The organism is Corynebacterium sp. HMSC036D03 (assembly GCF_001836185.1).
Lineage (GTDB): Bacteria > Actinomycetota > Actinomycetes > Mycobacteriales > Mycobacteriaceae > Corynebacterium > Corynebacterium simulans.
The window spans coordinates 1-22,202 of record NZ_KV827722.1; the positions used below are offsets into that span (position 1 = coordinate 1).

Sequence of the window (22,202 nt, forward strand, 5' to 3'; positions counted from 1 at the left end):
CCCTGGGGTGGAACTGCTAACAACGTAATGGGAGTCGTTAAGATATGTCGGGCTTTGCACGCATTCCAGATCGGTGATGGCTACATCGTGGAAGGCGACGGCGCTTGTCGGGGTAGTGGGCTCAGGCAGCAGTGCGCTTGCCGCCGGCACTGCCACGAAATACGCAGTAGCTGCGGCTAGGGCTGTTAATACTTTCTTGTCCATGTCTCCGACGCTACGGAGAACGGCTATGCGTTAAATCCACCCCAGGGTGGATTTGTGGCTCTAGGCCTCCTACTACTGTGGGTGGAGATGAGTACGGCACAGTCGAAGATTAAGAACTGGATTGAAAAGCAGCGGCATGCCACCTACCTCAACACGTTAAACGGGGTAACGCGGTGGCGGCGTGCCGCCATCGTCGCCGTGTGTGTGTTGGCTGATATAGCCACGATGGTGGCGATGCTCCTGCGCTTCGACGAGCGCTCTGGCAATTCGTGGGATGATCGCATCCTTACTGAGGCCGTTATTGGGACGTCGGTGAGCATCCTCACCTGGGTCTTGCTGGCCTTTGCGCTGCGGCACGTGCCGCGGGAGTTTAGCATTTACGAACGCTATCCTGGTCCGGTCTCCGCGCTGGTTAGCGCGGTGATCATTTGCGCTTCGGCGGGACTGCATCAGTTATCACTGACGGTCTTCGTTGCCTATGCTTCTCTGGTCTCGCGTGGAAGCAAGCGCTGGACATTGGTAGCAACGGCGGTGCTCACCTTAAGTTATGGCGTCAAGGTTTATAAGCCGGACTCTTTCGAAACCGTGCCTATGGCGTTGTTCGGGTATGCCTTAGTCTGGGCCGTGTTGGTTCTATCAGGGCTGTTGATAGGCGTCGCGCGCCATAGTCGCCGGCAACGTCAGGCCACGCTGGTGGCGCGCGCGGAGCTGAATAAACAGACCCTGGAAGCAGAAAACGAAAAAGTTCGCCAGGATGAGCGCAACCGCATCGCCCGCGATATGCACGATTCGCTCTCACATCGGCTAAGCCTTATCTCTGTATATGCCGGTGGACTGGCGTACCGGAAGGATTTGCCGCCGGAGCAGGTGGCGGAATCCGCTACGACTATCCAAAAAGAGGCCGAGCAGGCAGTGACCGATCTGCGGCAGGTCATTCGCTCTTTGCGTATCGATGATCGAATTGACCCGCGCACCAGCATCGACGATCACGTAGTGCGGGCGCGCGCCGCCGGTGCCAAGGTCACGCTTGAGTACCGCGATGATTGCTTAGATAAGATTTCGACTATGGGTGTACATACATTGAGTCGCGCCGTGCAAGAAGGCCTGACGAATGCGCGCAAGCATGCGCCAGGGCAAAAGATTGCGATCGAGGTAGCCCAAGATGGTGCTTTGGCTCGGGTGACGATGCGCAACCGGAAGGTAGAGGGGGCGTCGGCAAGCGGCGGCGAGCATGGGCTTATCGGAATGCGCGAACGCGCACGCTTGGTGGGCGGGCGCCTAGACGTAGAAGATGGCGAAGAGTTTAGCTGGAGCCTGTATTTGCCAATGGAGGAACGATGATTTCTGCAGTGCTTGTCGACGACGAGGAGCTGCTGCGCCGCGGCATCCGTCTGATTCTAGAGGGCGCAGGCGACATCGAAGTGGTGGGCGAGGCCAGCAATGGGCGCGATGGCGTGCAGCTGATTACGCAACAACGCCCGGATATTGTGCTGATGGATATCCGTATGCCGGTCATGGACGGGATTGAGGCGGTGGCGCAGCTGAAGACAGCCGTGCCCGATATTCCTGTGGTGATGCTGACGGCCTTCGATACCGACGAATTCATCGTCGATTCCTTGCACGCGGGAGCGATGGGGTTTCTGCTGAAGGCCACAGGGCCTGAGGCATTAGTCGCCTCAGTGCGGGCGGCCGCGCAGGGCCAGCAGCTGCTTAGCCCTAAAGCGCTGCAGAACCTGCTGGCGATTCCGCATGCCCAGCCGCAAGAGCCGCTCGTCCTGGCGGATTTGAGTGCGCGCGAAAACGAGGTGGCGCAGCTGGTTGCGAAGGGGCTGGACAATAATGAAATCGCGGAGCAGCTTTATGTCTCTGTGGCTACGGTCAAGACGCACATCAAGCACATCTTGGAAAAGATTGGCGGCACGAACCGTGTGCATATCGCGATTGCGGTGCTGGAGCAGCGCTAGCTTATCCGCTAGTATCGGGGAATCAGAGTTTCTAATGGATTGGATTGCCACGAATGCAACTGCCAAATTTTGATGATTCTTCGTACGACGTCGCAGATGCCGAGTTGCTATCGGCTTTTGAGGTCTTTGAGCGCATCGAAGAGCATGTGCTCGATAAATCTCTACTTTTCGAAGTCTATTCGAGCTAGGGATACCAGCGCGTTGATGTCACCCGGAACCTCGTCCGGGTGAATTGAGCAATAATCCAAGATGAAATAGCCCGCATGCTGCAGGGCAAGGTGGCGCTGCCAGAACTCACCCACGTGTTGCGGGTGGTTGACTGCAATGGACTGGATGGAGCGGCGCTCAGAAAGCAGCTCGTACTGCAGGTCGCGGCGAGCGGCTAGGGACTCGTCGGGGGTCGAGAAAAGTAGTGCGCCCAGCAGGCTGGTGATTGCTTCCTGGCAGCGGACCTGCAGACGGTAGTGGTTGGTCAGCTGGGCGCGCGGCTTCCATAGCCAAAGCACCAGCAAGGAAAAGACCACCGACAGCGCGATCTCACTGATGCGGGAGAAGGCCGTGAACGCCAAGTGATCGGCCGTATGGCCCATGAGCAGCGCCAGGGGCGTGGAGAAGATGACGCAGATGGCGTAGTTCTTGACCACGAAGATCTCCGCGCAGAATTGGCAGGCAGCGAGCGCGAGCAGCAGCGTCCAGCTTTCTAATCCGAAGGACGCAATGAGGTAGAACACGCACACACCGAGCAGCGAGCCCACCATTCGCTGCAATCCGCGGATGGTACCGGGCACATGGTCCGGGCCCCACTGCAGAAGAAGCAGCACGGAAACTGCGCCCCAGTCCGGGCGATCTAGGCCCAGCGCAAGGCCCACGAGCGTGGTGGCGATGGCCGCAAGCAGAATCTTTTCTACCGTCACCACCGCATGCGAGTTGCCCACCGACGCGCGGTAGATGCGGTAGCGCATCGTCGGCTTGGTGTGTGGGATGGCGGTGCGGTTTGGGTCGACCAAGGTTGGGGAGTCAGAAAGCTCATCCGAGTTGGCAGAGAGTTCCAGCGACTGGTTGTGCTGCACGATGCGGTTCTGCGCGGCAAGGGCACGCTCCACGAGGTGGCCTTGTGATGTTTGGATGACGCGGCCGCCGCGGACGATACCGGCGTCGGAAAGCGCTTGCCACGTATTTGCCAGCGCCGTCTGCGCCTGATGGTGGCGTGCCAAGACGTCGGTTGTGGAGTTCTCAAAGGCGGCAGTGGCCTTCTCTAAGGTCGCGACAGTGCGGGTCTCCGGACCGTGCGGGGAGTGGAAGCGAGGCAGCATCCCCAGGCAGTATGCAGCGATGACACCCGCAATGGACCACGCAGCGACCTCAAAGGGGGTGATGTCGGTGCGCGCGAGCATGGTGGAGCCGCCGCCGACCATCACCACGAAGAAGGAACCCGGCGGCGGCAGGCGTAGCGCATTCTGCAGGAAGGCGCCGAGCGCGCCAATGGAAATAGCAAAGGCCGCAGACAGCAAAAGCCACCAGTGTCCGTGGCCCGGGGCGAAAACGAGCTCACCCACCAACGAACCAACGGTAGCGGCCAAGGTAAGGAGCACACCCGCAGTGAGAATCACCCAACGGCGGGGGCGATAGGGGTGCCCCTCGCCGTAAATGACGGACATCGCGCCCGCGGTGACCAACAGCACGGCGTCGGGGTGGCCGGTGAGGATGGCGAGCGCGCCGGGAATGGCGATGGCGAGAGCAGCACGCATCGCGCCCGGCCAGCGAGTCACCGAAGAGTTGTAGGCGGTGAAAAGCTGTAGCGGGCGCGGGCGTTGCGGTAGGGGATGCTCAATCAATTCGCTCATATCGCGGCATACGTTACCCCTGCGCAGCCTCTAGAAGCGACTTGGTATACGGGTGCTGTGGGGCGGACCATACTCCGCGTTCGACCAGCTCACCATTGTGGATGACAGTCAGGCTGGAACACACTTGCTTGACCACACCCAGATCGTGCGAGATGAACACCAGCGTCAGGCCGTAGCTTTCAACGAGCTTTTCAAGCAGCTCGAGGACCTGGGCGCGCACGGAGACGTCGAGGGCGGAGACCGCTTCGTCGGCGAGGAGGATGTCCGGGTTGCCGATGACCGCGCGGGCAATCGAGATGCGCTGGCGCTGGCCGCCGGAGAACTCGTGGGGGAAGCGGTCCAAGGCATCCTCGTCGATGCCGACCTCCGCCAAGATTTTCGCAATCTCGGCACGCGTGACCTGTGTGGGCGAGCCCTCAGCCACGATCTTCCAGATCGGCATGCGCGGATTGAGGGAACCTTGCGGGTCCTGGAATACCATCTGCACGCGGCCTTCCACCTTCACGGACCCGGAGGTTGGCTGCTCAAGGCCGGTGATGAGCTTGAGCAACGTCGTCTTACCGGAGCCGGAGCTGCCGACGACGCCGATGCGCTCGCCCTTGCGTACTTCGAGGGAGACGTCGGAAAGCGCAGTAGTGGAGCCGTAAGCCTTGGTGACGTGGTCGAGGGAAATGACAACCTCGCCGAGCTTCGGCTCAGTGGCGGCCGGCTTGGACTGGGAGGCCGCGATGAGGTGCTTGGTGTACGGGTGCTGGGGGTTGTCCAGCGCCGCGCCGGATTCGACGATCTGGCCGTCCTGCATGACCAACGTCTCAGGGCACATGCGGCGGATGACGCGTAGGTCATGGCTGATGAACAGCAGCGCGGTGTTGTGACGCTGGGTCAGTTCCATGATGAGGTCCAGGATGCCGTCTTGCGTGGTGGCATCGAGGGCCGTGGTGGGCTCGTCGCAGATGAGCAGCTTGGGGTTGCGGGACATGGCCATGGCAATCATTACGCGCTGGCGCTGGCCACCAGACAGCTCGTGTGGGAAGCGCGAGGCAAGGGCCGGATAGAGGCCTACCTCGTTGAGCGCCTCAGCAGACGCGCCGGCGTAGCGCAGCTGCTTGCTCACGCGCATGAGCGGATCAAGCGCGCTCATCGGCTCCTGGAAGACCATCGCCATGTTGGCGCCGCGTAGCTTGCGCACCTGGCGGTCGCGTAGGCCCACGAGCTCGCGTCCGCCAAACTCGATGGAACCCTCAGCGTGGAGGTTCTTTGGCAGTAAGCCCATGATGGACAGCGCGGTCAGGGACTTGCCGGAGCCGGACTCACCGATAATGCCGAGGCTCTCGCCGGCATCCAAGGAAAAGTTCAAAGGGCCGACGAGCGTTTTATCGCCGTTATGGATGCGAAGGTCGGTGACGGTAATCATCGCTTGCCTCCTTTCAGGCGGGGATCGAGGATGTCGCGCAGGGCGTCGCCAAGCAGGTTAAAGCCCAGCACCGTGGCGGCGATGGCAAGGCCCGGCCAGAAGGCCTGCATGGGATGGCTGGCCAGCAGGGACTGGGAATCTTGCAGCATGCGGCCCCAAGACGCGGTGGGCGGGGTGGTGCCGAGGCCCAGGTAGGAAAGGCCGGCCTCGGCGAGGATCGCGAGTGCGAAGTAGACGGAGGACTGCACGATGATAAGCGGGGCGATGTTAGGCAGGATATGGCGCACCGCGATGGTGGGCGCTGGAACCTTGGACACGCGCGCCGAGGCGATGAAGTCCTGCGTGACCACCTGCAGGGTGCCAGAGCGTGCCACGCGGGCGAAGGAAGGGATTCCCGCGATGCCGATGGCGATCATGGCCGAAATCGTCGACGGACCCCATACCGCGCCGGCGATGATGGCCAGCAGCAAGGCAGGGAAAGCCAGCAGCAGATCGGAGCCACGCATGATGAGGGAGTCGAGGATGCTATTGCGTTGCATGCCCGCCACCACACCGAGCGGAACGCCGACGAGCGCGGCAATGCCGACGGCGATGACGCCCACGAAGAGCGTGATGCGTGCGCCGACCATCAGGCGCGAGGTGATGTCGCGACCAAAGCGATCGGTGCCGAGGAGATGCTCAGCGGAGCTGCCCGCCAGCAAATCGGGCGAGGCGATGTTCGGGGCATAAGGCGTCCAGAAAAGGGAGACCGCCGCGAGGAGGGCGGTGATACCGACGAGAACGAAACCCAACTTCTTCATCGCTTCTCCTTCAAACGCGGATCGATTACGCGGTAGGCCAAGTCGGTGGCCAAGTTGATGGCCAATGTGAAAAAGACCAACAGCATAACCAGGGTCTGCACGGTGGTGAGATCGCGGTTGGACACGGCGTCGAGAAGCATGCTGCCCAGGCCCGGAATGACGAAGACGGACTCGATGACCACCGCACCCACAATCAGCGTGGTCAGCTGCAGGCCCGTGACCGTAAGCACCGGCAGGGCCGCATTGCGCAGGCCGTGGCGGCGCAGCGCCTCCGCGTGGGATAGACCCAGCGCGCGGGCGGTGCGGATGTAATCCTGGTCCATCACATCCACGATGGAGGAGCGCACGTAGCGGGTGAGCATCGCGCCCTGCACCAAGGCCAGGGAGATCACTGGCATGATGAGGCGGGCGATAAAGCCACCGAAGTCCTGGTCTGGCGGAATCCAGCCATTGGCCGGCAGCCAACCCAGCCGCACCGCGAAGAAGGCCACCATGATGATGCCCACGAGGAAGCTTGGGATCGCGATGCCTATCTGGGTGAGTGCGGAGACGAACGTGTTGCCCGTGCGCGCCAGCCACATGCCAATCGGCACGGCGCCGGCGAGGGCTAAGAGGATCGCCAGCCCCACCAAGATCAGCGAGACCTGCGCGCGGTCAACCACCAGCGGAGTGATGTCCTGTTGGGAGGCCAGGGAGGTGCCGAAGTTGCCGCTGAGCAGGCCGCCGACCCAATCGAAGTACTGCGTCAAAAGCGGGCGGTCGAGGCCCAAGGCGGTGGTCAGCTCGGCGACGGCGTCGTCGGTGGCGTTAACGCCCAGTGCCACGCGCGCCGGGTTGCCCGGGACTGCGCGCATGAGCAGGAAGATGGCGATGGAGGCGGCGAACAAGGTCACCACGAACTTGGCGAGAGCCTTGAGATAGGTCACGGTGCCTCCTTGAGATCTGCCAGTTCGATGGCGTCGGTTACCTGGTTCGGGTTCAGGCCCTCGATGCCGTCGCGGTAGAGGACGATGTTGGGCATGTTCATCAGCGTCAGCGCACCGGCATCGGCCATGATTTGGTCCACGGCCTTTTCCATGCCCGCGGCGTATTTGCTCTCCGGGGCGGAATCCGCAGCGGAAAGCAGGTCGCGGGTCTTCTGCGAGTCATAGCCCAGGTAATAGTCCGGGTTGCCGAAGAGCGTCGGAATATCGCGCGGCTCCACGTGGGAGACCAGGGACATTTGGTAATCCTTCGCGCCCATGACTTGGCCCAACCAGACGGCGGGGAACTCGGCGGATTCGAGGGTGACGTCGAAGCCGACCTCAGTTAGCTGCGAGTATAAAAGCTCAGAGACGCGCTGGGCATAGGGCAGGGTCGGCGCGGTAATCGTGATGTGCGCGCCCTCGGCGCCGGCTTCTTGCAAAAGCTCTTTCGCGCGCTGCGGGGAGTAAGGGTAATAGTCCTTCTCGTTGAACCATGGGTCGGTAGGAGGTACGGGCGCGCCGCCGGTGTCCTTGGCCAGGCCGTCCCACAGAATCTGATTCGCGGCCTTGCGGTCGACGGCATAGGCCACTGCGCGGCGCACGCGTGGGTCGTCGAAAGGTGCGGCGTTGTTGTTCATGGAAAGCAGCACCTCGCCGTTGGTGGTGCCCACGGCGGTGCGGATTCCCTCGCCCAAGTTATCGAGCAGCTCTGGGTTCTGCATCGCCCAAACCACGTCGACGCCGCCGGACTTTAGGGAATTGACCGAAGAGATTGCATCGGGGAAATACTGGATGGTCACCTGCTCTTTTGGCACTTTGCCCCAGTAATTCTGGTGCGGGCGCAGGGAGATGTATTCACCGGGCGCGAATCCGGCAAGCTCAAAGGGGCCCGTACCCACGGGCTGGGTGGCCAAGTCCATGGCGTTTGGCGTCATCATCGCACCGATTGCCGTGCCCATGGACCACAGCCAGCTATTCGAGTGTTTCTTCAGCTTTACCTGCAGCGTGTATTTGTCCAGCGCCTTGGCGCTTTCTACTACCTCCATCTGCTTGGAGATGCCGTTGGTCCACTTTTCCTTCACGTTGTTGATGGAATAAGCAGCGGTCTCGGCGGTGAATTCGTCGCCGTTGCTAAATTGCACACCACGGCGCAGGCGGAAGGTATAGGTGGTGTCTTTCGCATCCCAGCTTTCGGCGAGGCCTGGCACAATCTCGTCGCCTTCGATGCGTACGAGGGTTTCGTAGACGTTGCTCATGAGTGCGGCGGGGATGGCAGCTCCGCCGACGTTGGTGAAATCGAGAGAGGTAGCAGCGCCGGTTGCGGCAATGGTCAGCGAATCACTGGCGGTGGGTTTGACCGCCGTGTGTCCGGCTGAGCACGCGCTTAGCGACGCCCCGAGAACCAGCGCGCTCGTTGCACGCGCTAGGTGTACTTTCTTCATGTAAGCAGGTTAAGCGTTTCGGCTCGGTTAAGCGAATATCCCTCGGGTGGAGGGTTAGTCAGTAAGGATGACCTCGAGTGGGGAAGTAGTGCCGCGGACGTTGGTAATGCCGACCTTCATGCGATCCGCGCGCAGGAGATTGGTGGTGTACTCCACGGGGCGGCCAGCGTGATCGGAAAGCTCAATGTGGATGCGCCACAGCGGAGTGCCAGGCTCGCAGCTAAGGGCTGCTGCGTCTTCTTCGGAGGCGCAGGTAAGGGTCAGCTCGCGGTGCGCGTTATCGAATTCGACGCCCTGGGCCATCAGATGATTGTGGATGGAGCCGGAATCGGCATCGAAGTCCAAAATGTGCTTGCCCACGTGCAGCGGGAAATACATGCGCTCGATGGCAACCGGCGCGCCGTCGATGCTGCGGATGCGGTGTACAAACACCACCTGTTCGTCCTCGCTGATGCGCAGGTAGCTTGCCGCCTCCTTGGGGGCAGGGCGGCGGGCGGTCCACAGGGTCTTTTGCCCAACGTTGTATCCGCGGCCGCTCAGCCAGTTGGTGATGGAGCAGATCGCGTCGAAGTTCTCCGCGGTGAAGCTGCCTAACACCACGGAGCGACGTCCGCGGCCAGAGCTTACTAAGCCTTCGGCGCGCAGGCTCGAAATAGCCTGGCGCACTGGGCCGCGGGAGGAGTTGAACTTCTCGCACAGTTCCGCCTCGCTGGGAAGAAAGTCACCCGCCTTGATGCTCTCGTCCTTAATGAGGCCGCGTAGATAGTCCGCGATCTTCTTGTGCTGCTGCACCCCGCGTGCTGGCATGCCTCCTCCTTACGTAGCGAAAATAGTGGAAGCCAAATAATGGAAATGCTAATCAAGTTAAATCGAGCGTCTTAATCGCTCGAGACTAGAATATGCACAAGTTTTTGGGAGGTGTTTGGCGGGGGTATTTCTAGCCGAGTTCCCATGCATCCGCGAGCAGGTTCATGTTCTGCAGGAGGTTGTCATGACCGTTGGATTGAAGCGAGATCATCAGCTCGTCAGCTTGGGCTAGCTCCTGGAAGTCTGTGAGGTAGTCGCGTACGTGGTCGGTGGTGCCCACGGCGCTGTATTCCATCATGCCGAGAATCTGCGCGCCCTGGTGGGAGTTCTTGATCTGCTCGACTTGCTGATCCGTTAGATACTTGCCGCGGCCGGCGAAGGCCTTGACGCGGTTGAAGCACACTTTTTCATACTCGGCGTCGGCAGCCTCCTTGGTATCGGCGGCGGTGACGTTGACGCCTGCGATGACATAGGGCTCGCTGAGCGCCTCGGAGGGCTGGAAGTTATTGCGGTAATAGGCCGTGGCCTGGCGCAGGTGCGTGGGCGCGAAGTGGGAGGCGAAGGCATAGGGCAGGCCGTACTTGGCGGCCAGCGATGCTCCGAACATGGAAGAGCCCAAGATGTACAGCGGCACGTGGGTGTTTACGCCGGGAATGGCCTGCACGCCCGGGACCAAGGACTTGCCGGAGAAGTAGCCCTGCAGCTCTTTAACGTCTTCGGGGAAGCGCTCTGCTGCGTGGGCGTCGCGGCGCAGTGCGCGGCCCAGGGTGTGCATGTCTGTGCCAGGCGCGCGGCCCAGGCCGAGATCGATGCGGTTGGGGTAGAGCTCGGCCAGGGTGCCGAACTGCTCGGCCACGACGTAGGGGGCGTGGTTGGGTAGCATCACGCCGCCGGCGCCAAGACGGATGGTGTTGGTCTTGGCGCCGATGTGGGAGATGAGCACCGCGGGCGACGAGGAAGTGATCGTCGGCATGTTGTGGTGCTCGGTGTACCAGATGCGGGAGTAGCCAGCCTTCTCTGCAACTTGTGCAAGCTCGACGGAGCGAGCCATCGATTCTGCGGCGGTCTCGCCCTCGTAGATGGTGCAGAAGTCAAGCAGGGAAAGCTTTGCGCGGTTGGTCACTAATAGTCCTTAAGTTGCAGGTTGAAGTTGCAGGTTGGAAAGTGCTCTTATTTCCAACGCTACGCCCGGACTATTTATTTCGCTGTGCGAAGTCGATGCCCATGCCGATGAGGGCTGCAATCGCCGTCGGCGCGAACCAGCCCAGGCCCACGGCCTGGCCCGGTGAGATGTCCAACAGTTGCTGGATGCCTGCGAGCCAGCCCTGGCCCGCCAGGACGGACAGCGCAGACCAGATCACCGAGGTCCACAGTGCGAGCAGGAACGCCCAGCGGAAGCGCACGGCATTCTTGACCACTGGCTGCAGCAGCGTTAGTGCAATCAGGGTGATGGCCGGCGGGTACAGGAAGGTGATGAATGGAACTGCGATGGCCAGGACGGTCTCCAAGCCCTGGAAAGCAAAGGCGATGGACAGCAGGGTAAAGAGCACGGCCCAGAAATGGTAGGTGGTCTTTGGAACCAGCTGCACGAAGAACTCAGAGGTGGCGACGATAAGGCCGACCGCGGTGGTCATGCACGCCAGGATGACGATGGCGGAGAAGACTGCCTGGCCGATGTCGCCCATGGTGGAATTCGCGGCGTCGGCAAGCAGGGTGGCGCCGGATTCATAGCTCTGACCGTTCGGGATGGTCTGGCCGATCCAGCCCAGGCCGAGGTAGATGGCGGCCAGCAGGCCGCCGGCGATAACGGCTGCGGTGATGGTGCCGGAAACCACCGGCTTGCCTTCCTTGAAGCCCTTGGACTTCAGGGAGGTGACGATGACGATGGAAAAGGCCAAGCCAGCGATGGCGTCCATGGTGTTATAGCCTTCGAAAAGGCCGGTGACCATGGCGGAAGAAGTGTAGTCCTCCGAAGGGGTGGCCGGGACGCGTTCGGCGCCGAAGGAGGCCAGGGTGATCAGGACGAAGAGCAAGATGACCAGCGCAGGGGTCAGGAACTTGCCCAGGGTGTCGATGATGCTATTCGGCTTCCACGACAAGACGAGCGCCACGAGGAAGAAGATGATGTTGTAGGTGACGTTGGCGCCGAAGCCTTCCCAGCCGAACAGCGGGGTGATGGCGGTTTCCATGGAAACGGCACCGGTACGCGGCAGGGCGTAGAAAGCGCCGATGGCCAGGTAGGCCATGGCGGAGAATACGATGCCGAAGAACTTGCCGCCGTGGTTTCCGATGTCGCGCACGGATTGGCCGGAGATGGACACGGCGACGACCGCCAGGACCGGCAGTAATACGCCGGCTGCCAAAAAGCCCAGGATGGCCGGCCAGAAGTTGGTGCCGGAGGCTACGCCGACCATGGGTGGGAAGATAAGGTTGCCGGCGCCGAAGAACATCGAAAAGAGCATCAGCGAGGCCACCACGATGGTGGTGACGGAGCCGCCCTTTTTGCCGGTCGGAGTCGCAGGTGTTTGTGTTTGTGTTGTCATATCTTCCCTCTGGTTTCCCACTATTTGGGATAACTGTCTCATAACACGTTATACGGTGGAGGGAAGTCTGGCAAATTTCTAATTGCTATTAGAAAACCTTCTCCAAACGGTCTAGTGCTTCTTCCAAGATCTCGCGAGAAGTCGCGAAATTCAAACGAGCATGGTGGCTGCCGCCGGTGCCAAAGGTCTCGCCCTCGTTGAGGGCCACCTTGGCGTTCTCGCGCAGCCACTTCGCGGGCTGGGGGTTATCACCAATCGCGGTGTCCCGGAAATCGAGCCAAAGCAGGTAAGTTGCCTGCGGAACGGTGGTTTTCAGCCCCGGTATGTGCTTTGGCAGCTCCTCGACGAGCCAATCGCGGGTCTGCCGTAGATACTCAATCTCCTGGTTTAGGAACTCATAGTCGCGGTAGGCGGCCTCGGCTGCTAGCACGCCTAAAGTTCCGGTGCCGTCCTTGGCCACGCCGCTCAAGCTATTCCAGGTGGCAACGTCGCCGGCGTTAGAGAAAATGATCTGCGCGCACTTTAGCCCCGCAATATTCCACGCCTTGGACGTAGCGGTCACGGTGATGGTGCGCCTTGCGCCGGCCTCGCCCAAGGAAGCGACCGGAATGTGCTTGCCCTCGTAGACCAGAGGAGCGTGGATCTCGTCAGCGAGGATGCGCGCGTCATATTTCTCCGCCAGCGCCACCAACTTAGTGAGATAGTCTTCCTCAAAGACGGTGCCCAGTGGGTTGAAAGGATTGGCCAGCAAGATGGAGCCAGCACCCTGCTGGAAGGCGCGCTCGATGTCTGCAAGATCGAGGGTGGTCTCAATCTTTTCGCGGCCGGCGGCTTCTGGCAATTCCAAAAGCGGCGGGTAGGAAGGAACCGGAACCACCACTGGGGAATCGGGCCGCGTGAAGTAGTTCAGCGCCAAGAAAAGGCCCCGGACTACATCGCCGATCCAGAAAATCTGCCGCGGGTTGGGGCGCCAGCCGTAGCGCGTCCCATAAAAGTCAGCCACGGCGTCATTAAGCCCGGCCGACTTCGGCGAGGGGGTGTAGCCAAAGGCCTCGGCATCCACGGCGCGCTGGATTGCATCCTTGACCGCAGGAGAAGTTTCAAAATCGGACTCTGCAATCCACAGCGGCAGTACGTCATCGCCGTACACCGTCCACTTCCGGGTGCCGCGGGCTTGTAACTTTTCTAGTGATGGAAACTGCATAAGCCCCACACTAGCGCGGGGCAAAAGCAGGCAACAGGTTTATTATTCTTCCGTCTCAGCGGCGGTGTTTTCGACGAATCCGTAGCGCTTCAAACGCTCACGGTCTGCACGCGAGCTGGACTGGGTAAGGCGCAGCAGCTCGGCATAGATGCCGCCGGACTGGGACAACTGCGCCGGCGAACCAATCTCATCAATGCGGCCTTTATCCAGGGTGATGATGGTATCCACGTCGGCGATGGTGGACAGGCGGTGGGCGATGATCAGCGTGGTGCGATTCTTCATCAGCTCATCCAGGCCTGCTTGCACGGCGCGCTCGGCCTTGGTATCCAGCGCGGAGGTGGCCTCGTCCAGGACCAAGATCGGCGCGTCCTTGAGCATCGCCCGCGCCACGGCAACGCGCTGTTTCTGTCCGCCTGAAAGCTTTAGGCCGCGCTCGCCAATGACGGTGTCGTAGCCCTGCGGGAAAGCCTCGATGAAGTCGTGAGCATTGGCGCGCTTGGCGACGTCGATTATCTCCTGCTCGCTCGCACCGGGCTTGCCGTAGGCGATGTTTTCGCGGATGGTGCCCGAGAACAGATAGGACTCCTGGAAGACCACGCCGACAGAGGCGCGCAGGCGCGCGGCCTTGAGCTCGTCGACGTCGTGGCCCAGCACGCTAAGGCGGCCCGCGGTGGGGTGGTAGAGGCCGAGCAGCAGATTGACCAGCGTGGACTTGCCGCCGCCAGATTCGCCGACCAAAGCCACCTTGTGGCCTTTCTCGGCAGCAAAGGTGATTTCTTCGACCACGGGCTTGTCTTCTTCATAGGAAAAGGACACGTCCTGGAAAGCAAAGACCGGCTTGCCCGGCGTCGGCTCCAAAGGCTGAACCGGTTTGAGGTCAAGCACCGGGGCGTCGGAAGCCGTGGTGGCCTCGATGAGGCCCTTGTTCGCCGTCGGCTCGAAGTTTTCCTCCATGACCTTGAAATAGTCCTTGGAACCGGCGATGGCGCGCTGGGCCGTGTCCACAATCCAGCTCATCATGAACACCGGCTGCTTGGCCAGGTTGACCAGCTGCAAGATCATGACCATATCGCCGATGCTGAAATGGCCATGGAGGGTGCGCCAGAACACGATGGCGTAGATGCCCAGGAAGATGAGGGACATGGCCACGCCGCGCAGGGTATCCATGGAGTGCCACCAACGCGACTGCGGCTTGGTGGTATCGACGATGCGGCGGTAGAGCTTGCCAAAGCTATCTAGCTCGCGCACCTCCGCCACGAAGGACTTGGTCACCTTAACCTGGCCGATGACCTCAGCAAAGCGGCCATTGGCCTGGTCCACATCGGCATTCTTTTTCCCCTCGTATTTTTGCCAACGCGTCGAGGTCATGGCGGTAAGCCACATGTACAGCGGAAACAGCAGCGCGAGCAGGATGGCCAGCGGCCAGTAGTAAATGCCCATGATGACCAACACCGCGATGGCCTGAATCAGCATGGTGAAGAAGTTGTTGGAGAAGGACTGCACGAACTGCGTGATATTGGAGATCGAGCGATCCAGCCGGGCGATGATGGTGCCGGTGACCTGATTGTCGTAGTAGGCCTGCGGCACGGAAAGCAGCTTGGCAAAGTAGCGAGTGGACAGGATCTGACGCAGGCGCGCCACCATGACGTCGCCGATATAGCCGCCGACGTTTTTAATCAGGTTGCCCAGGGCGTCGGCAGCAAACAATGCGATGACGAGCCACATGACGGTGCGCAGGGCGCTTTCGGCCGGGGTGTCGCCCTGCAAGGACTCAACGATGGCGTCGGTTGCCTCGCGGACCAAGAAGGGCGAGATGAGCGAGAGCACCGCGGTCACCGTGGCGGTGGCAAGCACTCCCAAATAAAAAGGCCACAGCGCAGAAGCACTGCGAGTAATGCGCAAGATGGAATTCATAAAGCTAGCTAGCGCCTCTCAATTCTGAGGTAGGGGTGAGAAGGATTCGAGAAGGGACAGTATGCCACCTGTACGGCAATAAACACTGACTAGGTTAAGGTATTAAAGAAAAGTTTTGATCCGTCCCAAAAAGCAAAAGGAATTCGCGGTGAATAGGTCTCTGAAGTTGATTGCTGCTGTGGCAGCAATCGGTACCCTTGCCTCCGGTTGTGCCATCCTGCAGCCAGAGGAAACCGGATTGGGCGAAGACATCGTGGTTTCTAGCTCGGAAGAGCCGCCTTATGAGCCCAAAGATGTAGACAACAAGGAGATCTCCTCCGACTTGGGCGCCAAGGTCAAAGACGATGGTCTGAACGTCGAGTGGGATCTGCAGGGCGTATACAGCGACTCCGTGCAGGGATCCGTGGTGACCGTCCGCGTGCACAACCTGAATGACACCGCATTGCCGCCTGATGCCATCGAAGAGCCCGTCCTAGAGCGCGCTGACGGCAATGGCGGTTGGTCCAAGATTGAGCTTTTGCCTTATGACCCAGAGGCCAACGCCGACGTAGCCGCGCCGGGCCTGGACCTGCCTCTGGGCGCGGGTGCTTCGACGAACCTGCAGTACCGTTTCAACGTCACCCCGGGCAACCTCTGGAATGCCCGCTTTAGCATCGGCAACGTCACCTACGTGGGAGACCTCAACCTATGACAGAACTCGTAGTCCTCGCCGGCCCCGACGGACTACCTGCCGGAACTGCTGATAAAGCGGCCGTTCACACCACGGATACCCCGCTGCACTTCGCGTTTTCCGCGTGGGTTATAGCAGGCAGCAAGGTGCTTGTGACCCGCCGCGCACTGGCAAAGCAGACCTGGCCTGGCGTATGGACCAATTCTTTTTGTGGCCATCCAGCGCCGGGGGAGGACAACGTCTCGGCGGTGTTGCGACGGGCGCACTTCGAGCTGGGCATCCACGCGGAGGCGGACCAGGTGCGCGAGGTTCTACCGGATTTTTCTTATCGGGCCGTTGATTCCTCCGGCATCGTCGAGCATGAGATCTGCCCGGTCTTCGTCGTGGAGCTCCCGGAGGATGTGCAGCTGCACCCGAATCCTGATGAGGTGGATTCCATCGCGTGGGCAGCACCCGCCGCGCTTATCGACGCCGCGGTTGCCACTCCGTTTGCTTTCAGCCCCTGGATGGTTGAGGAAATTGCAGAGGCCCCGCTGCGCAAGGCCATTTCTGCGCTATAGCAGCCCGCCGGGGCGGGTGTCCTCGCTGAAAGCGGCGGCCACGTAGTCGAGGCTGGCGTAAGCAACTCGCTGCTTGCCGCTATCCATCTCGTATTCCCAGATGGCGTGGTCGGGGCGATACTCCGGAAAACCGGTCTCGCCGGTGCAGGTAAATTTTTGCAGCCAGCGGTTGAGCCTTTTCGTGGAGTCGTTGTTGTGCACGCCGAAGAGATAGCGCAGCTCGGCGCAGTGGAGTGCCGGGCCATCGGCGCGGGTGAATTCGATCATCCAGGTAGGGCCAGGGGCGTCGGCGCCTGCTTGTGCCACCCAGCGGCGAATATTGCCATCGCCAATCATGCGGCCCAGCGGGCGGGTTTCGTCCAAATAGTTGGCCACCTGCATCCAGGTATCTACCGAGTTGCGTGGGAAGCCGAACTTGGGCGCGAGATAGCGCGCGATAAGCCTGCGGAACGGGCTGGCGTCGGCCTTCTGTGCGGAGGCTACGTCGTAGAACTCATCGCGGGTAGAGCCGAGCACCAGCGGGATGTCGGCGAGCTCGCGGGCGTCGAAAGGCGCGGGGCCCAATGCCATGCCGTACTTGTACTTCTTTGCAAACTTGCGGTAGCCCGCCTCGAGCTTTTCTTGTGGCAGGCTCTCTAGCGAGCCGCGGGTAATCGCGGTGCCCATGGCTTGGCGCAGCGTGGCCTTGCGTTCCTCGAAGGGCTGCAACGGGAAGGCCGGGGAAAGCGCGACAACGCGGCGGAAAGCGCCACGGTAGTGGTCGCGGCGCATCAGCCACAACGCGGTGGTGGCGCCGGCTGATTGGCCGATGAGCGTGACGTTAGTGGGGTCGCCGCCGAAGGACTCGATGTTGCGCTGGATCCATTCGAGCGCCAGCTGGCAATCATCGATGCCGCGGAAGCGGAAGGCCTCGTCGTCGCGGAAGCTCGCAAAGCCTGGCAGCCCCACTCGGTAGCCCACCTGCACCTGCACGATTCCGGCCTGCGCGTTGGCGGTTCCTTCGGCGCGTGGATCCTCGTGGGTGCCATGCTCGTAGCGCCCGCCGTGGATGTAGACCAACACTGGGGCATCCGTGGTCTCGGCAGGCGCGGTGATAGTCAGCGCAACCGCCTCCGGACGGGGAACACGTGCGTCCTGGTTGCGCGGTGTCTGAAGCGGCCGCGCATCGGCGAAGTCGCTGGGGATCTCCGAATAGTCCACGGAGTGGAAGTAATTGACCGTATCTGTGGTGTATCCGGTGATCGTGCCTGCCGGGCAAGTGACGTGAACTGGCGTGTTAGTCATACGGGCTAGAGTACTCGGCTAAAATCCCGCTTTATGGAATGGTGGACAAATTTGACCGGTGCTCTATCGCAGGCGATGGTGCAGGCGCCGGTATGGCTGCAAATGCCGGTGCTCATCGTGGTGGCGGTGCCGCTGCTTGCGCTCGCAGCCTGGGCATTGATGTTCGCCATCGACTTCACGGCCCGCCACCTGAAGGGGCCGAAGAAGACTTCCACTTCCGCCACCCGCTAAGCTTGGAAACCATGTCAACGCCCGAAGATCCGCGCGAAGGCCTCTGGGATCCCGAACGCAATCAAACTCCCGCACCCCGCAAGCGCGCCCTGCCAAAGTCACGCGTCAGCCTGACGCTGTGGACGATGATCGCGCTCGTCGTTGTGGTGGCAATCATCGGCCTGTTTATTTAATCGTCTTATTTAATCGCCGCGGCGGGCGCTAGCGCGTGCCATTTTCTGGAAGAACTCGTTGCTTTCCAAGTCCTCAATGAGCACGGGCGTGCCCGTTGAATCACACAACGGCACGCACCAGTTGGGGTAGAGATCCTTCGTGGTGCCGGGCTGGTTCTGCGCGCGAACGTCGCCCACCATGTCCACCAGGCTCGTACTTGTTAGCGCCGAAGGCGTGCCGGCGATGTAGCGGTGCAAAGCCAAGACAACCTCTTCCTCTGGCTCGCGCCGCGGCAGCAGCCCGGTGCGCTCCACCTCATTCAGAAGCCGTGCCTGCCACTTGCGGTCATCTGCTACTTCCTCGGCCACGGAGCGGGTGAGCACGCCCAGCCGTGCACGCAGCGCGATATGCTCGCCGCGCAGATAAGCCAGGGTCGGCGGAAGATCATGCGTGCCCACGGAGGCAAGCGCCAAGCGGCGATATGCGTGCTGCGGCAAGGGCGACTCGTTATCCTCGGCGCGCTCGAACCACACGATGGAAGTTCCCAGCACCCCGGTCTCTGCCAGCACATGCTGAATCCACGGCTCGAGAGTGCCCAAGTCCTCGCCCACGAGCACCGCTCCTGCCCGCTGGGCCTCCAGTGCGAGAATGCCGAGCATGGCCTCGTAGTCGTAATAGACATAGGTGCCGTTCTGCGGCGACGTCATGCGCGGAATCCAAAACAGGCGGAACAACCCCAAGATGTGGTCCACCCGCACGCCGCCCGAGTGACGCAGGATGGTCTGCAACATCTCTCGCCACGGCCTATAGCCCGACTCCGCCAGGCGCACCGGGTGCCACGGCGGCTGGGACCAGTCCTGGCCCTGCTGGTTGTAATCATCAGGCGGGGCACCCACGGAACTCTGCGGCGCGAGGTACTCGGCGAGGTTCACCGCGTCCGCGCCACCCGGGTGCACGCCCACGGCTAGGTCGGTGACCAACCCGATGCGCATGCCCGCCTCCTTGGCGCGACGCTGCGCGGCAGCCAACTGCTCGTCGCACAAGAACTGCAGCCAGGCATAAAAACGCGCGAGTTCGCCGGCCTCTTCCTCCACCGCGTGACGCTGGCCCGTGCGCAGCGAAAGCTCTTGCTCGGCACACCAGCGCGCGAAGTCCTGTAGGCCTTTTCCTTCTGCCTGCTGGAATTCCAAGAACTTATTTTGGCGCTCAGCAGAAAATTCCTGGTTATAGAGCTCTCTTAATACCTGGAGCTTGGCTTCGTAGATGCAATCGCGCTCAATTTCAGCGGCACTGCGGTTGCGCTCGCGGAACTCGGCAGCGAGCTCGTGGACGTCGTCAAGCAGCTCCGGGGAAAGCTGCTGCAGCTCCGGAATGGACTCGATGTTGAGGTAGAGCGGATTGATAAAACGCCGCGTGGTGGGAAGATACGGCGAATCCTCTACAGGCGGCACCGGCTCGGCGGCATGCAGGGGATTAATCAGCAGAAAATCGGCGAAAGGCGCCACGGTCTGTGCCAGGCGCCCCAAATCCTGGAAGTCGCCGATGCCCCAGGAATTTTCCGAGCGCACCGAATACAGCTGCGCCATCACGCCTGCGGCAGGGCGCTCTAAGTACGGGTCAGCAGTGTTAAGGCGTGCCGGGGTGATGATCAGCGGGCATGAATGCGCGCCTATGCCCGGCGAGGACATTTGGATTTCGTGAAAGCCCAGCGGCAGATCACCCGGAATGTGGAAGGTGGCCTCGCCCCAGTGGGTACCGGCGACGTCGGCAGGCGGGGCGTTGTTTTCGTCCTGATAGACCTGGCGGAGCTGCCCATCTTCGAGCTCTACCTGGATATCCACCGGCTGGCCCGCATGCACGTGCACTAGGAATTGCTTCTCGACGCCCTCTTTGGCCACCACGCACGGCGGCAACGGGCGCGATGCCCGCTCTAAGTAATCCTCGTAGAGCAGGTGTGTCAGGCGCTCCTCGCTCGCGCGGTCTTCCACCGCCACGCCCAATGCGCGCAGGGTATAGGCGATTGTTTCATCCGTTACATAAATGGGGTAGCCGGATTGGGAGGAGTACTTGGCGGCAACGCCATGGCGCTGGGCGAGTTCTTCGAGCAGTTCACGCGTAGTCACAGGCCACATTCTGCCACGGTTTTAGGCCACACGCCGGGGGATCGGTTGATAGAGTGGGCTGGAGTTATATAGATGTGCGAAAGGATATCCAGTGACTATGCAAGAAGCGCACACTCCTGCAAAGTTTGAAATCGAAGACGGTGAAACCTGTCTAACCCGCATGATGGCCACGGCGAAGGCGCGCCCACACGGCGTGATGTTTACCCGCCCGGCCAGCTATGAGTGGGTTAACGTCACTGCCAAGCAGTTCGTCGAAGAGGTCTATGCAGTTGCAAAGGGCCTTATTGCCGCTGGCGTGGAGCAGGGAGATCGCGTGGTCTTGCTGTCAAACACCCGCTACGAGTGGTCGCTTCTGGATTTCGCAATCTGGGCTGCCGGCGCAGCTTCGGTGCCCATCTACCCATCCTCCTCGCTGTCCCAGGTGCAGTGGATCGTGGAGGACTCCGGCGCGGTGCTGGCGATTACTGAATCGCGCGAGCACTCTGAGCTGGTGGCGCACCTGAAGCTGCAGGATGACGGCAAGCCGGCGCTGAAGAATTCGCCTTCACAGCTGCGCCGCATCCTGGAGATCAACTCCTCGGCCATCGATACCTTGATGTTTGAGGGCCGCGAGCTTTCCGACGACGTCGTTGACGCCCGCATCGCTGCCACCAAGACCGATGACCTTGCGTCTTTGGTCTATACCTCCGGTACCACCGGCCGCCCGAAGGGCTGCATCCTGACCCACCGTAACTGGCTGGCGGAGACTTTGGGCCTGCTGACCAACCCGATTGGCGGCATTGCCGTGCCGGGCAACCACGTGTTGACCTTCCTGCCGCTGGCCCATGTGCTGGCGCGTGCAGTATCCCTGGCCGTTGCCATGAGCGGTGCTTCGCAGAATCACTGGTCTGACTTCAGCACCATCACCATTGAGTTCCAGCGATCCCGCCCGAACCTGATTCTGGGCGTGCCGCGCGTATTCGAAAAGGTGCGCAACGGTGCGGCTTCCAAGGCCAAGGAGGGCGGCCCAATTAAGGCGGGTATCTTCCGCGAGGCCGAGAAAGTGGCCATCGAGTATTCCCGCGCGCTGGATACCCCGGAGGGTCCGGATCGTTTTCTGCGTGCAAAGCGCCAGCTCTTTGACCGTTTGGTCTATTCGACCATCCGCAATGCCATGGGCGGCGAGGTGCGCTACTGCATCACCGGTGGCTCCGCGATGAGCCATGACCTTCTGCACTGGTTCCGCGGCATCGGCGTGACCGTCTACGAAGGCTACGGGCTTACCGAGGTTGCGGCAGCTGCAGCCGTGAACTTTGAGGATCTGAAGATCGGCACCGTTGGCCCGCCACTGGAGGGCACCACCATCCGTGTCAACGAAGACGGCGAAATCTTGATCAAGGGCGACATCGTCTTCAAGGGCTACTGGAACAACCCGGAGGCCACCGCGGATGCGCTGGAAGATGGCTGGTACAACACCGGCGACTTGGGCGAAATCATGGATTCCGGCCACGTTGTCATCACCGGCCGCAAGAAGGACCTCATCGTTACCGCAGGCGGCAAGAACGTCTCTCCAGGGCCGATGGAGGACATGCTGCGTGCACACCCGCTTATTTCCCAGGCGATGGTCGTGGGTGACGGCAAGCCATTCATCGGTGTGCTGCTGACCCTGGATGAGGACCAGCTCAAGCGATGGAAGGCTGACCACAATATCCCGGCCAACCGTTCCATGCGCGAGGTGTCTACCGACGCCACGCTGCGTGCGGAAATCCAGGACGCTATCAACCAGGTCAACACCACTGTCTCCCATGCGGAGGCTATTAAGAAGTTCTACATTCTGGAATCTGACCTGACTGAGGAAGACAACGAGCTGACCCCAACGATGAAGGTCAAGCGCTATGTTGTGGCACAGCGCTACGCTAACGCGATTGACCACATCTACTCGAAGAAGCAGTAGGCATCTAGGGCCGGCGGGTGCTTCGCCGGCTCCCCGCAATTTTCAAGTCTGTGAGTTTGTTCGGAGTGTCGCGCAGATCGTTCACAGGATCTGGAATAAAGTCAGCACTCGTTACAGAGAAGTCTCAACCTCAACTAGAGGTTAGTT

21 protein-coding genes are annotated in these 22,202 nt (G+C 61.1%); 8 read left to right on the plus strand and 13 right to left on the minus strand.

The window, feature by feature from the left end:
* On the minus strand, positions 1–204 hold a 204-nt coding region (locus HMPREF2692_RS12900; RefSeq protein WP_141761297.1), incomplete at its 3' end, for a hypothetical protein.
* 87 nt (positions 205–291) lie between these two features.
* Between HMPREF2692_RS12900 and HMPREF2692_RS02580 the strand changes: the two genes are divergently transcribed.
* The 3 genes from HMPREF2692_RS02580 to HMPREF2692_RS13475 are packed head-to-tail and all read left to right on the plus strand — an operon-like array spanning position 292 to position 2,356.
* Positions 292–1,545 (plus strand): sensor histidine kinase, encoded by a 1,254-nt coding sequence (locus HMPREF2692_RS02580; RefSeq protein WP_246823423.1) that lies wholly within the window; start codon positions 292–294, stop codon positions 1,543–1,545.
* Complete coding sequence (locus HMPREF2692_RS02585) at positions 1,542–2,168, plus strand: response regulator (protein ID WP_061924020.1); 627 nt, start codon at positions 1,542–1,544, stop codon at positions 2,166–2,168. Before HMPREF2692_RS02580 ends, HMPREF2692_RS02585 begins: the two co-directional genes overlap by 4 nt.
* Positions 2,169–2,221: 53 nt before the next feature.
* The gene (locus tag HMPREF2692_RS13475) at positions 2,222–2,356 is read left to right on the plus strand and encodes a hypothetical protein (protein WP_256365590.1); all 135 of its coding nucleotides are present in this window, start codon (positions 2,222–2,224) and stop codon (positions 2,354–2,356) included.
* Here the strand turns inward: HMPREF2692_RS13475 and HMPREF2692_RS02590 are convergent.
* The 10 genes from HMPREF2692_RS02590 to HMPREF2692_RS02635 all read right to left on the minus strand — a co-directional run bounded on the left by HMPREF2692_RS02590 (position 2,330) and on the right by HMPREF2692_RS02635 (position 15,101).
* The gene (locus HMPREF2692_RS02590) at positions 2,330–4,012 is read right to left on the minus strand and encodes an FUSC family protein (RefSeq protein ID WP_070822661.1); all 1,683 of its coding nucleotides are present in this window, start codon (positions 4,010–4,012) and stop codon (positions 2,330–2,332) included. The genes HMPREF2692_RS13475 and HMPREF2692_RS02590 overlap by 27 nt on opposite strands.
* Before the next feature lie 13 nt (positions 4,013–4,025).
* Complete coding sequence (locus tag HMPREF2692_RS02595; RefSeq protein WP_070822663.1) at positions 4,026–5,426, minus strand: ATP-binding cassette domain-containing protein; 1,401 nt, start codon at positions 5,424–5,426, stop codon at positions 4,026–4,028.
* Positions 5,423–6,226, minus strand: a complete 804-nt coding sequence (locus HMPREF2692_RS02600; protein WP_070822665.1) for an ABC transporter permease — start codon at positions 6,224–6,226, stop codon at positions 5,423–5,425. Before HMPREF2692_RS02600 ends, HMPREF2692_RS02595 begins: the two co-directional genes overlap by 4 nt.
* Positions 6,223–7,152, minus strand: coding sequence for an ABC transporter permease (locus HMPREF2692_RS02605; protein WP_083323804.1), 930 nt, complete (start codon positions 7,150–7,152; stop codon positions 6,223–6,225). Before HMPREF2692_RS02605 ends, HMPREF2692_RS02600 begins: the two co-directional genes overlap by 4 nt.
* Complete coding sequence (locus HMPREF2692_RS02610; RefSeq protein WP_070822667.1) at positions 7,149–8,633, minus strand: ABC transporter substrate-binding protein; 1,485 nt, start codon at positions 8,631–8,633, stop codon at positions 7,149–7,151. Before HMPREF2692_RS02610 ends, HMPREF2692_RS02605 begins: the two co-directional genes overlap by 4 nt.
* Positions 8,634–8,687: 54 nt before the next feature.
* Positions 8,688–9,440 (minus strand): GntR family transcriptional regulator, encoded by a 753-nt coding sequence (locus tag HMPREF2692_RS02615; protein ID WP_070822669.1) that lies wholly within the window; start codon positions 9,438–9,440, stop codon positions 8,688–8,690.
* Positions 9,441–9,570: 130 nt separating this feature from the next.
* On the minus strand, positions 9,571–10,563 hold the full coding sequence (locus tag HMPREF2692_RS02620; protein WP_070822671.1) for an LLM class flavin-dependent oxidoreductase: 993 nt from the start codon (positions 10,561–10,563) through the stop codon (positions 9,571–9,573).
* A gap of 70 nt (positions 10,564–10,633) precedes the next feature.
* Positions 10,634–11,983: a branched-chain amino acid transport system II carrier protein gene (gene brnQ, locus HMPREF2692_RS02625; RefSeq protein WP_070455924.1), complete on the minus strand. Its 1,350-nt coding sequence runs from the start codon at positions 11,981–11,983 to the stop codon at positions 10,634–10,636.
* 88 nt (positions 11,984–12,071) lie between these two features.
* Positions 12,072–13,187, minus strand: a complete 1,116-nt coding sequence (locus tag HMPREF2692_RS02630; protein ID WP_070455925.1) for a MalY/PatB family protein — start codon at positions 13,185–13,187, stop codon at positions 12,072–12,074.
* A gap of 42 nt (positions 13,188–13,229) precedes the next feature.
* Positions 13,230–15,101, minus strand: coding sequence for an ABC transporter ATP-binding protein (locus HMPREF2692_RS02635; RefSeq protein WP_070455926.1), 1,872 nt, complete (start codon positions 15,099–15,101; stop codon positions 13,230–13,232).
* Positions 15,102–15,249: 148 nt separating this feature from the next.
* On the opposite strand from HMPREF2692_RS02635, the gene HMPREF2692_RS02640 reads away from it, so the two are divergent.
* Positions 15,250–15,792: a hypothetical protein gene (locus HMPREF2692_RS02640; RefSeq protein WP_070433031.1), complete on the plus strand. Its 543-nt coding sequence runs from the start codon at positions 15,250–15,252 to the stop codon at positions 15,790–15,792.
* Positions 15,789–16,331 carry an isopentenyl-diphosphate Delta-isomerase gene (gene idi, locus HMPREF2692_RS02645; protein ID WP_070498106.1) on the plus strand — a complete coding sequence of 181 codons (543 nt, stop codon included), beginning with the start codon at positions 15,789–15,791 and terminating at the stop codon, positions 16,329–16,331. The genes HMPREF2692_RS02640 and idi overlap by 4 nt, the downstream gene beginning before the upstream one ends.
* On the opposite strand, the gene HMPREF2692_RS02650 is transcribed toward idi, so the two are convergent.
* Positions 16,326–17,615, minus strand: a complete 1,290-nt coding sequence (locus HMPREF2692_RS02650) for a carboxylesterase family protein (RefSeq protein WP_070455928.1) — start codon at positions 17,613–17,615, stop codon at positions 16,326–16,328. The two genes, idi and HMPREF2692_RS02650, sit on opposite strands and share 6 nt — an antisense overlap.
* A gap of 33 nt (positions 17,616–17,648) precedes the next feature.
* Between HMPREF2692_RS02650 and HMPREF2692_RS12905 the strand changes: the two genes are divergently transcribed.
* Both HMPREF2692_RS12905 and HMPREF2692_RS13090 read left to right on the plus strand, forming a co-directional pair.
* The gene (locus HMPREF2692_RS12905; protein ID WP_070498110.1) at positions 17,649–17,846 is read left to right on the plus strand and encodes a hypothetical protein; all 198 of its coding nucleotides are present in this window, start codon (positions 17,649–17,651) and stop codon (positions 17,844–17,846) included.
* Between the two features lie 11 nt (positions 17,847–17,857).
* The gene (locus tag HMPREF2692_RS13090; protein WP_162839579.1) at positions 17,858–18,019 is read left to right on the plus strand and encodes a hypothetical protein; all 162 of its coding nucleotides are present in this window, start codon (positions 17,858–17,860) and stop codon (positions 18,017–18,019) included.
* Positions 18,020–18,028: 9 nt separating this feature from the next.
* Here HMPREF2692_RS13090 and malQ read toward each other — a convergent pair whose 3' ends face one another.
* Positions 18,029–20,122, minus strand: coding sequence for a 4-alpha-glucanotransferase (malQ, locus tag HMPREF2692_RS02660; protein ID WP_070433035.1), 2,094 nt, complete (start codon positions 20,120–20,122; stop codon positions 18,029–18,031).
* Positions 20,123–20,219: 97 nt separating this feature from the next.
* On the opposite strand from malQ, the gene HMPREF2692_RS02665 reads away from it, so the two are divergent.
* Complete coding sequence (locus tag HMPREF2692_RS02665) at positions 20,220–22,055, plus strand: AMP-dependent synthetase/ligase (protein WP_070822673.1); 1,836 nt, start codon at positions 20,220–20,222, stop codon at positions 22,053–22,055.
* The last annotated feature ends 147 nt before the right edge of the window (positions 22,056–22,202 follow it).